This is a genomic window from Hymenobacter saemangeumensis (assembly GCF_039541835.1).
Taxonomy (GTDB): domain Bacteria; phylum Bacteroidota; class Bacteroidia; order Cytophagales; family Hymenobacteraceae; genus Hymenobacter; species Hymenobacter saemangeumensis.
This window is the reverse complement of sequence record NZ_BAABGZ010000006.1, coordinates 205,613-217,240: the sequence shown is the minus strand read 5'-3', so window position 1 is coordinate 217,240 and position 11,628 is coordinate 205,613. Positions and strand designations below refer to the sequence as shown.

Sequence of the window (11,628 nt, the reverse complement as noted above, 5' to 3'; positions counted from 1 at the left end):
GCTAGCGTTCATCCTGAGCCAGGATCAAACTCTCCATTGTATAATGTTCTACACTAGCCCGAAGACTAGCTGATGTCGAGTGCTGACCTTGCTCACGTATTGACGTTATCGTTTAATTCGTTTCGCTTGTCACCTTACTTACATGTGATTTCCGAAGAAATACTTGTCAGTAAAATTTCTTACTATTTTGTTTGTTTCCGTCATTCAAAGAACGTGTGTTACTTCCATTTGAAGTAACAGTGCGGGCTATTTTCAAACCCTGTTTTCGTTGCTGTTGCAGCGCCCTGTTCGTTTTGGGAGTGCAAAGGTAAGAAAACTTTTTAACTTGTCAACTTTTAAGCGAAAAATTTTTGATGATTTTTGCTTTCGGTTTTCAAGCTTAGCTGCTTCCGATTGAAGCGGGCTGCAAAGGTACGGTTGAGCTTTTTTACTTTCCAAGAACTTTCGAAAAACTTTTTTTCCGAGGCTCCTGGGTCGGCAGCACGAGAGACAAGACAAGTCTTGCTTTCCTGAAGTTCCGTACCCGTTATTTTATTTTGGTTGACCAGCACTTTCCTATCTGTCCCGGGTTAAAGACAAAGCTGCAAGCCCAGGAGTTCCGGTGTTTCCAAAAAACTGCTCAAGCCTTGCGGTGTGGGCACCCCGTAGTCCGTTTGACGATTTGGGACTGCAAAGGTAGAAGGACTTTTTCGCTGGGCAAGGGGAGGCTTACGAAATAACTGCAGTGAGGGTTGTAAGTAACTGAGAATGGCGGCAAAAAAATTTGCGGTATCGGAACAGTTGTTTTTTGGCTAAAAAGACAATTCGAACAGTTAAGTCTGTCTCATAAAGAGTTTCTCTAGCCTGGCGAATGGATAACTATCTCACAGCCATGCAAAAGCCTTTTATCACCGATTTAGCGAGGCTTAATTGACAGTAGTTTCCTATTCAAATAGTAAGCACATGAATGGAGTGCCGCGGCCGGTGGGACTACCTCAATGCTGGAAGCGCTGGTTAAGGTTTGTACTCGTGAGCAATTCGACCAAGAGCTCCAGGAGTTATCAAGGCCTAGCTGATGTGGCGAACGAATGAGCCTGCTGTCAGTCATACAGTGACTTTGTGAGTAGCAGCTAAAAGGAAAAGTGCCCAGGCTTTCTTTGAAGGAAGCTTGGGCACTTTTTGAAATGGCGCTGTTAGCGGAAGAGCGTACTCACTCTATCCGGCCCAACACTAACAATTCGTACCGGTACCTGTAGCTCCTTCTCCAAGAAGGCCAGATACGCTTGTAGGGCTTCAGGAAAAGCTGCGGCATCAGTAACCTGGGTTAAACTGGTGGCCCAGCCGGGGAGGGTGACGTACTCGGGGGTGACGCTTTGCAGCTCACCGGGGTCGGGCAGGTTGGGGGTGACTTCGCCGGTGGCAGTGCGGTAATGGGTGCAGGCGCGGATTTCGGTGAAGTCGTCGAGGACGTCGGCTTTCATGAGGTGGAGCTCGGTGACGCCGTTGAGCATGATGGCATAGCGCAGGGCGGGCAGGTCTATCCAGCCGGTGCGGCGGGGGCGGCCGGTGGTAGAGCCGAACTCGCGGCCGGCCTGGCGGATTTGCTCGCCTACTTCATCGGCGAGCTCTGTGGGGAAGGGGCCGCTGCCCACGCGGGTGCAGTAGGCTTTGGTGATGCCGTATACCTTCTCGATGTGCTGGGGAGCGATGCCAAGGCCCGTGCAGGCGCCGGCCGCGATGGTGCTGGAAGAGGTGACGTAGGGATAGGTGCCGAAATCAATATCGAGCAGGGAGCCCTGGGCACCTTCGGCGAGGACGCGCTTGCCCTGGCGAAGCAGGTCGTTGAGCAAAAACTCGGTGTCGGTGAGCTGGAGGGTGCGCAGGAACTCGACGGCGGAGAAGAAAGCGTCTTCTTCGGCTTCGATATGCAACTCCTTATTATAATGTCCTGCAATGGCCGCGTGCTGGGCTACGGCTTCCTTATAGCGCTGCTCGAAATCGGGCAGCAGGATGTGGCTTACGCGCAGGCCAACGCGGCCAATCTTGTCGGAATAGGTGGGGCCGATGCCTTTGAGGGTGCTACCGATACGGGTGCTGCCGCGCGCTTCTTCGTTCAGGCGGTCGAGGGCGCGGTGGCTGGGCAGGATGAGCTGGGCCTTCTTGGAGATGTAGAGGTTGCGGGACCAGTCTACTCCCCTATCGGTGAGCTTTTGCAGCTCCTGGCGGAACACCACTGGGTCGAGGACGACGCCATTGCCGACCACGTTAATAATATGGGGGTGAAAAATGCCGCTCGGCACCTGGTGGAGGACGTGCTTGAGGCCGTCGAAGGTGAGGGTGTGGCCGGCGTTGGGGCCGCCCTGAAAGCGGGCTACAGCATCATAGGTGGGGGCGAGTACGTCGACAATCTTTCCTTTTCCTTCGTCGCCCCACTGGAGGCCTACTAGTACGTCTACGGGCATTATTTTAAGCTGTTAGCTAATAGCTGTTGGCTGTTAGCCTTTGGTGAATGGAAGAAAATGGAGTGAGTTACAAAAAAAACAGCCGCCCTACTGGGCGGCTGGAACGAGTTGCTGGCGAGCGGCGGCTTCGTCCGGCGCTACCGAGAAAATGTTGTTCAGCTTGGTAAGGGCCAGCATCTTCTTGGGGTGGTCGGCGGGGTTGATGAGTATCATCTCGCCGCCGCGGCTGCGGAACTTGGTGAGCAGCGAGACGAGGACGCCAATGCCCGTGCTATTGATGTAGCGGATTTCGGAGAGGTCGACGGCGCAGTTGGTGACGGACTCGCCGAGGTGCTCGTTTACAGATTGAAGGAGCTGCTGGGTATCGGGGCTGCCGATGAGGTCGCCGCTGAGGCGGATGAGCAGGATGCCGTCCTGGACGGAGCTGGTTATAGTCATGTGGTGCAGCCCCACCCCCCGGCCCCCTCCCCTGCTGGGGAGGGGGAGCCTGACGGGAGCATACGGGGTGGTTTTGGGTTAGCTGGGAACGTTGTTGCGGGCGGCGGCCTGGGCGCGGCAGTCGCCGCAGATGCCGTACAAATTTAGGGAATGGTGCAAGATATGGAAGTTCAGCAGCTCGCCCACCATGGTTTGGATGCCGTGGATGCGTGGGTCGCAAAACTCCACCACCTTGTGGCACTCGGTGCAGATGACGTGGTCGTGCTGGCGGTAGCCGTAGCTTTTCTCGTACTGGGCCAGGTTGCGGCCAAACTGGTGCTTACTCACCAAGCCTTGCTCTACCAAGAGGTCGAGCGTATTATAAACCGTGGCGCGGCTCACCTGCAGGCCATGGGCCTTCATGTCGGCGTACAGCTCGTCGACGTCGAAATGGCCGGAGCGGGCGTAGATTTCTTCGAGGATGGCGTACCGCTCGCCGGTTTTGCGCAGGCCTTTGTTTTCGAGGTGGGCCGTAAAAATCTTTTTTACTTCAGCCAGCACCTCCGCGGCCCGGGTTTCGGCCGAGGTAGGCACCGGGGCCGGCTGGAAAGCAGCTTCGGCGTTAGCAGACATAGCGGGAGGAATAAGAGAAGGCAATAGATTGGGTAGGCGTCGGAACGCGAAAGCAAAGATAACCGGTTCGCGGGTCAGGGGTTTTAGAGGCCGTTGGCCGTACTGAACGCATGGTAACACAGATATAGATTGAGCAGACGCACTTATGGCAATTTCTGCACACTGTCAGCGTGAACGGTGTAGCCCAACCAGCCCACCGAGCCAAATATTCGGTACCGAGTTTGTTGTTGGTCAGCATCTGCGTATGGGTAGTCTGGCCCCAGGGGCTCACCTCGCAGCTTGATGTCCACGTCCTTTCCCAGTAGCTCGTGGCGTGGCGCGGTATGCACCGCCAGCACCCGGAACCGGTTGCAGGGCTCGCAGGCGTAAAGCATATCCTGTACTTCCAGCTCAACCATCTGCTTGGAGGGCGACGACCATATTGTAAGCCAAGCAAGTCCTCCCAGGGGCAGCGCTATCACAAGTAGCACCACCAGCCAACGCACCCCATTTGCAGTTATCCATAACCCTGAAAGAAACAGGTCAAAGAGCCAACCCTTAATGCGCATGCTCAGGGTTGGCTTTTTCGCATGATAATCCAGGTGCTCTCCTACCCCCCGGATTAAGTGGGCGCATACTTCGTCGCTGCTGCAGTGCGCCCGCAGCTCGGCATCGGCGGCATCTCGCTCGTCAGCCGTGAGCTGGCCCAGCCGGTCGAGGCGTATCGCATCGATGTAGCGGCCGATGCGACCCCAATCGTCAGAGGTTAAGGCTTCCTTTTCTGCTCCACGTGCCTGGCGGGCCCAAACATCCCAATCGAAATTATAGCTAAACCAAACGGAAACGGCTGTTTTCGTTATCATAAGCGCCGCTCTCCCCTACCCCATCTTGCCGGAGTCGAACCGCTCCACCTGCAGCACGCCGTTGACCTTGCTCAGGCGCTGGATGAGCTTGTTGAGGTGGTCGGTATCGTTCACGAACACCAGAATCTGGCCTTCGAAGATGCCGTCGTTGGCGTCGATGGTGATGGAGCGCATGTTTACCTTGAGGCTGTTGGAGATGATGCGCGTTACGTCGTTCACCAGCCCTACCCGGTCGGAGCCCTTAATGCGGATGCCGGCCAGGAAGGCCAGCTCCAGCTGCTCGGTCCACTTGGCCCGGATGATGCGGTTGCCGTAATTCGACATCAAATCCACGGCACGGGGGCAGCTGGTGCGGTGGATGATGATGCCCGAGTCGGTTTCGAAGCCGAACACGTCGTCGCCGGGAATGGGGTTGCAGCAGCGGGCGATGCTGTAGTTGAACTTGTCGGTGTGCTCGCCCACCACCAGCATGTCGGAGCGCACGCCGCGGATTTTCTGCACTTCGTGGTCGAACTTCTTGGGCTCAAGTACCGAGGGCACCCGGTTGGTGTTTTCGGCAAACAAGGACTCGCGGATGTCGCGCCCATCTACCTGCCCGATGGCCAGGCGGTAGTAAAATTCCTGGGCGGAGGCCACGTTGAAGTAAGCGAGCAGGCGGTTAAAGTTTTCCGGGGTGTTTTTCACGCCAATCAGCTCCAGGCGCTTTTCCAGGATGTACTTGCCGTCTTCGGCCTTGGCCCGCTTGTCGTCGCGCAGGAAGTCCTTGATTTTGCTGCGGGCCTTGGTGGTGATGACGTAGCTGAGCCACTCCTGGGTGGGGCGCTGCTTCTGCGAGGTCAGGATTTCGACCTGGTCGCCGTTGCGCAGCTGGTAGCTGAAGGGCTCCAGCTTCTGGTTGACCTTGGCTCCGATGCAGTGCAGGCCGATGTGGGAGTGAATGTCGAAGGCAAAGTCCAGGGCCGTGGCCTTGTCGGGCAAAATCACCAGCTTGCCCTTGGGCGTAAATACGTACACTTCCTTCACGAACAGGTTCTGGCGGAACTCGTCCATGAACTCCAGGGCGCTGGAGTTGTTGGTTTCCAGCATCTCGCGCACCTTGTTCACCCAGGCTTCGAGGGTGCTTTCGGGCTGAATGCTGCCGGTGTCCTTGTACTTCCAGTGGGCGGCGTAGCCTTTTTCGGCAATGTCGTCCATGCGGCGGGAGCGAATCTGTACTTCCACCCACTGCCCGGCACGGCTCATCACGGTGGTGTGCAGGCTTTCGTAGCCATTGGCCTTGGGCGTGCTCACCCAGTCGCGCAGGCGGTCGGGGTTGGGCTGGTAGAAGTCGGTGACGATGGAGTACACCTGCCAGCAGGCGGCCTTTTCCTGTTCCGGCGGCACGTCCAGTATCACGCGGATGGCAAACAGGTCGTACACCTCGTCGAAGGTGATGTTCTGCTTGCGCATCTTCTTCAGAATGGAGTAGATGCTTTTGGGGCGGCCCTTGATTTCAAACTCAAAGCCCTGGTCCTTGAGCTCGTCCTCGATGGGCTGCACAAACTCTTTGATAAAGCGGTTGCGGGCGCTGCGGCTCTGCCGCACGCGGGCTTTGAGGTCGTTGTAGGTTTCGGTGTCGGTAAACTTGAGGTACAAGTCTTCCAGCTCACTCTTTATAGTATAGAGGCCGAGGCGGTGGGCCAGGGGCGCGTACAGGTACAGCGTCTCGGAGGCAATCTTGAGCTGCTTGTGCCGCGGCATGGAGTCCAGGGTCCGCATGTTGTGCAGGCGGTCGGCAATCTTGATAAGAATCACGCGCACGTCTTCGCTGAGCGTCAGCAGCATCTTGCGGAAGTTCTCGGCCTGCTCGCTGGTGCCGTACTCAAACACCCCGGAAATCTTGGTCAGCCCGTCGATGATGCGCATCACCTTGGTGCCGAACTCCCGCTCTACGTCGCTTAGCTCCCAGCTGGTGTCTTCCACCACGTCGTGCAGCAGGGCCGCTACGATGCTGGTGGTGCCCAGCCCGATTTCCTCCACGGCAATCTGGGCCACGGCCAGCGGGTGCAGGATGTAGGGCTCGCCGGACTTGCGGCGCATTTCCTTATGAGCTTCCAGGGAGGTATTGAAAGCCTTTTTAATCAGCTTGGCGTCGCCATCCTTCAGGTAAGGCTTGGCCGTGCGCAGCAGCTTGCGGTAGTGGCGCAGGATTTCCTGACGCTCAGCTTCGGGGGAGATAACGGGTGGCATAAGGACTAAAGTAACAAACGGCGCGGGGAAAAGGTCGTTTTTGATTACGAGAACAACGAGAATGAGCGTCATGCTCATCTGGCGTCCGCGGAGTCGAAGCATCTTGCCCGCAGCAGTAAATTTTTCGATTGGTATACTCTCGTGGTAAAGATGCTTCGACTCCGCTGCGCTCCGCTCAGCATGACGTTCATTTTACTCCTAGAGCATCCACGGCCCTCCCACCCTTGGGCTTACTCCGGCCTTTGCACTACGGTTTGATTTTGTGTCCTGTTTGCCTACCTTTGCGGGCCCATAGCAACCGGCTTTGGGCGGAGTCATGCGGATATGGCGAAATTGGTAGACGTGCCAGACTTAGGATCTGGTGCCGCAAGGCGTGTGGGTTCGAGTCCCTCTATCCGCACTTTTTAGTTTGATATGGCCCTCAGCTTTGCGGTTGGGGGCTTCTTTTTACCACCTCAACCTGCTGAGGGCTTGCTTGTGCCGGCCCTGCAACTTTCTCTAGATGAACATTACGCTGGACCGCAACGACGAGCAGCTGACCGGGCTGCTGACCGTACAACTGACCGAGGCCGACTATGCCCCCACGGTGGAGTCGCAAATCAAAGAATACACCAAGCGCGCCCAGGTGAAGGGCTTCCGCCCGGGCAAAGTACCCGCCGGAATGGTCCGCAAGATGTACGGCAAAGGCATCATGGCTGAGGAAATCAACAAGATGCTGGGCAAGGCCGTCGACGGCTACATCAAGGAAAACAACATCAAGCTGCTGGGCGAGCCCCTGCCCGTACCCAGCAACGTGGACTTCGACACCGACAAGGACTTCGAATTCCAGTTTGAGCTGGGCTTCCTGCCCGACTTCGAGCTGCCCACCGGCATCGAAGTGGAGCGCCACCAGGTGAGCATCGACGACGAGACCCTGGCCCAGACCAACGAGCAGATTACCCGTCAGTTTGGCGAAACCACCAACCCCGAGGCTTCGGAAGCCGGCGACTACCTGTTCGGCAAGCTGAAGAAGGCCGACGAGGAAGGCGAAGGCCGCATGGTGCTGCTGCCCATCAACAAGGTGACGGAAGGCCAGGAGCAGTTCATCGGCGTGAAGGCCGGCGACTCGCTGACATTTGACCTGAGCAAGGCTTTCGGCGGCGACGCCTCGGCCATTGCCGCCTTCTCCGGCCTGAGCAAGGCCGAAGCTGCCGAAGCCAGCGGCGACTACGTGCTGAGCGTGGAGAAAATCAACCGCACGGCCGCTCCCGAGATGAACCAGGAGCTGTTCGACAAGGTATTCGGCCCCGAGGCGGTGAAAAGCCAGGAGGAGTTCGACGCCAAGGTGCGCGAGGTAATTCAGCAGAACTACGACCGCGAAGCCGAGGGCTCGCTCAACAACCGCCTGGTAGACCAGCTGGTGAACACCGTCGACATCAAGGTGCCCACGGAGTTCTTCAAGAAGTGGCTGGTGCGCGCCAACGAAGGCAAGCTCACGCCCGAGCTGGTGGAGCAGCACTACAGCGACTACGAGAAGGAGCTGAAGTGGAGCATGATTCGCAACAAGGTGGTGGAAGAAACCGGCCTGAAGGTGAGCAACGAGGAAATCATGGACCGCACCATGGACAAAATTGCCGCCCAGTTCAACATGCCCAACATGCCCGAGGAGCTGCGCGAGTCCATGCGCAACTTCGCCGACCAGCAGCTGCGCCAGGACAACGGCAAGCTCTACATCAGCGAGTATGAAGCCATTCTGGCAGAGAAAGTGCTCGAAAACCTGCGCGGCAAAGTTGTTGTTACGGACAAGCCCGTAACGGCCGAAGAATTCCGGACGCTGCACAGCTAATCTCAGCTGCCCAGCGCTACTGATTTAAAAAGCCCTTACTTTGGCGGTAAGGGCTTTTTTGTTGCCTGGGGGCAACATTACTTTGCTTCGTCCGTCTTCTGCTTACCTAACCGCGTGGGCAAGGGCCCGCGTTTCATTTTTCTTACCCATGCTGAATAAACAAGAGTTCCGCAAGTTTGCCGTGAAAGGCCAAGGCCTGAGCGGTTTGGGCGTTGACCAGTACCTGAACCACGTGGAAGGCCAGGTGCGCTCCGGCCTGATGCTGCCCACGGGCATGACCCGCTCGGTGATTGAGGAGCGCCCCACGCGCTTCGCCGAAATCGACGTGTTCTCGCGCCTGATTATGGACCGCATCGTGTTCCTGGGCACGGCCGTGGACGACTACATCGCCAACATCCTGACCGCGCAGATGCTGTTCCTGGAGTCGGTAGACGCCAAGAAAGACATTCTGCTCTACATCAACTCGCCCGGTGGCTCGGTATATGCCGGCCTGGGCATTTACGACACCATGCAGTATGTGAACCCCGACGTGGCCACCATCTGCACCGGCCTGGCGGCCTCCATGGGCGCCGTGCTGCTGGCCGGCGGGGCCAAGGACAAGCGTTCGGCGCTGCCCCACGCCCGCGTCATGATTCACCAGCCCTCGGGTGGCGCGCAAGGCCAGTCGTCGGACATTGAAATCACGGCCCGCGAAATCCTTAAGCTCAAGAAGGAGCTGTATGACATTTTGGCCCAGCACACCGGCAAGACCTACCAGGAAATCCACGACAACTCCGACCGCGACTACTGGATGCGTGCCGACGAAGCCAAAGAGTACGGCCTGATTGACGAAGTGCTGGAAAAGAAGCCGGCGGCCAAGTAAGTCTGAACCACGGATTGGCTACGCCGAACTTCGTTTGACACGGATTTTGGCTTCGCTGACCTTCGGTTGTAGACGACTACCTGTAGTTAGTCGTTAATTTTAAAAGCCCCTGCTTTGCGGCAGGGGCTTTTTTTATTGATGCTTTAGGCCGGTTCTGGAATCAGAGCTTGAGGCTAAGGCCTACTTTCAGGAAGGTCTGGTCGTAGCCAGCCTCCGCGAAGGCGCCGAAGCTTTCGCTGAAGAAATAGCGGCCGCCGACAAACAGGCCGTTGGTGAATTCGGTGTAGCTGCTGGAAGCCAAATCGGAGAAGAAAGGGCCGGAGTAGGATACGGCACCGCGGCGGATGCCGAGGCCCAGGCCGCCATAAGCATCAAACTGCGGGGTAACGGGGTAGTGCCAGGCGCCGCGCACCATGACGATGACGTCGCTGTACTTGATTTTGTCGTTGCCCCCTAAATCGTAGCTGGCGCCCTGATAGCCGGCAAATACGCCCAGTCCCAGCACGCCCGGCCCCAGCTGCCGGAAGCCCCGCTCGTAAGACAGGCTGAAGGCTGGGGAGACGGAGGAGCTGCCCCCGAAATAGCCGGCGCCGTAGCCGTAGCGGCTGCCCAAGCCAATGCCGAGGTTTAGTGCGCTGCTGCCAACGCCGAAGGGGCCGGCTACGACGGCCCGGGTGGTGGAAGTGGCGGCAGGAGGCGGCACTGCCGCAGCCGCTGGTGCCGGGGCGGGTGCAGGAGTAGCCACTGGTTTAGCAGGAGCGGCAGCTGGTTTGGCGGCAGGCTTAGCGGCAGGTTTGGCGGCGGGCTTCGCGGCGGGCTTGGCAGCAGGCCGGGCCGCTGGTTTGGCAGCGGGCCAGTCGGCCGCCTTGCTTGGGCTTTTGGTGGTGGACTGGGCTGCCAAAGGCTGCCAGGCGCCCAGGAGCAGCAGGGCAGCCGTGCAAATTGAGGTATGGAGTTTCATCATCTTGAGAAGGAGAGGTGATAGCAGAAAATGGAAGAAGGGCTGGCGCCGTACCAGCTTGATGCGGCAGTTTTTGGCCTTGTCCCCATCAGTGGAGTTGTCGGCCAGGGGCTTGGTTAGGCCACTTTCTAAAATGAGAAGACATTGCTGACGGTGAACGAGCCAGCCGTTACCTGCTGCACCGGGCCGTAGCTGCCACTGGAGATGCGGGGGCGGCCGCTAAAGCTGAAGGAGCCCTGAATGCGGCGGGTGGCCGGGTCCCAGCTCGTGACCACTACCTGCCCCACGGCGGCAGTTCCTGGCATAAACTGAGAGTTATAGGAGGTTGCGCTGCTGGTACCCTCGGAGTAGGAGGCCACGTTGGGACCGGCGGGCAGCACCGTGTAGGTGCCGGTGCCGGTAAACCGCACCAGGCTGAGGGTGATGTCGTTGTTGCCGCTGCGGCCGCGCAGCACCAGCCGGGCCGGGCCTTCGTCGGGCGACATTACGGCCACCCGGGTGCCGTCGACATCGGAAGTGCCGCTGGCTTGAAAAGGGCTACTGCCCACGGTGGCGCTCAGCACATTGCCGGCGCTGTTGGCGCTGCCGGGCGCCGGCTGGGGGGCGTCGGACTTGTCTTTTGAGCAGGCTGCCACGCCTAGCAGCCCGGCGAAAAGGAGGAGAGATGAGGTTTTCATAGGTAAGAAATGGTGGATGTGCTCAATCAATTTTCTTTAAAGTCAAGCCATTCAGCTATGCGCGCGGGGTACGAAGCATCCCCCAGTCGATAAGGGCGGTGGGGCCCTCCCCCACCGAGCAGTGGCCCACTACCTGAAAGCCCAGGCGCTGGTAGAAAGGCAGGTGGGCCGGCACCTGGGTGCTGAGGTAGCTGGGAGCCTGGGCTGTCCGGCGCACCGCCAGGGTAGCCAGCAGCAGCCGGCGGCCCACGCCCAGGCCTTGTGCATCGGGATGCACCACCAAAGCCAGCAGGTGGTGATGGGGCGTGCTCAGGCTTTGGCGGCGTAGCCAGCTGCTGGCCCGCAGCAGGCGGCGCAGGCGCTTAAAGCCGGCCAGTCCCAGGCGCCAGGGGGCGGCCGGCAGCAGCCCGGCCCGCAGCAGGCGGGCCGGCGTGATGGCCACCCGCCCGGGCGGCAGCCAGATGGCCAGCGCCGTGCGGCCAGCATTGGCATAGACGGTGCCGTACCGCATTCCAAACCGCAGCAGCCCCTGCAGCAGCCACCGCTTCTGCTCGGCTTCGGCCGGGCCCTGGCAGATGTAGCGCATGACCGGGTGCTCGGTCAGGGCGGCAATCAGGAGCTCCGTGGCCCACGGCATATCGTCGGCCTCCAGGTGGCGGGCCGGGGTAGCCGGGGCCAGCATCTGGCTGAAATGAAGAGTGAGGGCTTCGGACATGAGCGTGAGCAACAAGCTGAGGCAAA

10 protein-coding genes and 1 tRNA gene are annotated in these 11,628 nt (G+C 58.8%); 3 read left to right on the top strand and 8 right to left on the bottom strand.

Going from position 1 to position 11,628, the window contains the following annotated elements; translation table 11 throughout:
• Positions 1-1,172 precede the first annotated feature (1,172 nt).
• The 5 genes from ABD919_RS01345 to ABD919_RS01325 all read right to left on the bottom strand — a co-directional run bounded on the left by ABD919_RS01345 (position 1,173) and on the right by ABD919_RS01325 (position 6,562).
• On the bottom strand, positions 1,173-2,441 hold the full coding sequence (locus ABD919_RS01345; protein WP_345233086.1) for an adenylosuccinate synthase: 1,269 nt from the start codon (positions 2,439-2,441) through the stop codon (positions 1,173-1,175).
• Between the two features lie 87 nt (positions 2,442-2,528).
• The gene (locus tag ABD919_RS01340) at positions 2,529-2,879 is read right to left on the bottom strand and encodes an STAS domain-containing protein (RefSeq protein ID WP_345233085.1); all 351 of its coding nucleotides are present in this window, start codon (positions 2,877-2,879) and stop codon (positions 2,529-2,531) included.
• 78 nt (positions 2,880-2,957) lie between these two features.
• Positions 2,958-3,491 carry a Fur family transcriptional regulator gene (locus ABD919_RS01335; protein ID WP_345233083.1) on the bottom strand — a complete coding sequence of 178 codons (534 nt, stop codon included), beginning with the start codon at positions 3,489-3,491 and terminating at the stop codon, positions 2,958-2,960.
• Positions 3,492-3,634: 143 nt separating this feature from the next.
• Positions 3,635-4,333: a hypothetical protein gene (locus ABD919_RS01330; protein WP_345233081.1), complete on the bottom strand. Its 699-nt coding sequence runs from the start codon at positions 4,331-4,333 to the stop codon at positions 3,635-3,637.
• 15 nt (positions 4,334-4,348) lie between these two features.
• Positions 4,349-6,562: a RelA/SpoT family protein gene (locus ABD919_RS01325; protein WP_345233080.1), complete on the bottom strand. Its 2,214-nt coding sequence runs from the start codon at positions 6,560-6,562 to the stop codon at positions 4,349-4,351.
• 318 nt (positions 6,563-6,880) lie between these two features.
• On the opposite strand from ABD919_RS01325, the gene ABD919_RS01320 reads away from it, so the two are divergent.
• The 3 genes from ABD919_RS01320 to ABD919_RS01310 all read left to right on the top strand — a co-directional run bounded on the left by ABD919_RS01320 (position 6,881) and on the right by ABD919_RS01310 (position 9,249).
• Positions 6,881-6,962: transfer RNA gene (locus ABD919_RS01320), tRNA-Leu, on the top strand.
• A gap of 102 nt (positions 6,963-7,064) precedes the next feature.
• On the top strand, positions 7,065-8,387 hold the full coding sequence (gene tig / locus ABD919_RS01315) for a trigger factor (protein WP_345233078.1): 1,323 nt from the start codon (positions 7,065-7,067) through the stop codon (positions 8,385-8,387).
• Positions 8,388-8,535: 148 nt separating this feature from the next.
• Positions 8,536-9,249, top strand: coding sequence for a ClpP family protease (locus ABD919_RS01310; RefSeq protein ID WP_345233076.1), 714 nt, complete (start codon positions 8,536-8,538; stop codon positions 9,247-9,249).
• Between the two features lie 160 nt (positions 9,250-9,409).
• Here the strand turns inward: ABD919_RS01310 and ABD919_RS01305 are convergent, their stop codons facing one another.
• The 3 genes from ABD919_RS01305 to ABD919_RS01295 form a co-directional block, all read right to left on the bottom strand.
• Positions 9,410-10,213 carry a hypothetical protein gene (locus tag ABD919_RS01305; RefSeq protein WP_345233074.1) on the bottom strand — a complete coding sequence of 268 codons (804 nt, stop codon included), beginning with the start codon at positions 10,211-10,213 and terminating at the stop codon, positions 9,410-9,412.
• 125 nt (positions 10,214-10,338) lie between these two features.
• Positions 10,339-10,887, bottom strand: coding sequence for a DUF6252 domain-containing protein (locus tag ABD919_RS01300; RefSeq protein WP_345233073.1), 549 nt, complete (start codon positions 10,885-10,887; stop codon positions 10,339-10,341).
• 55 nt (positions 10,888-10,942) lie between these two features.
• Positions 10,943-11,602: a GNAT family N-acetyltransferase gene (locus ABD919_RS01295; RefSeq protein WP_345233071.1), complete on the bottom strand. Its 660-nt coding sequence runs from the start codon at positions 11,600-11,602 to the stop codon at positions 10,943-10,945.
• Positions 11,603-11,628 lie beyond the last annotated feature (26 nt).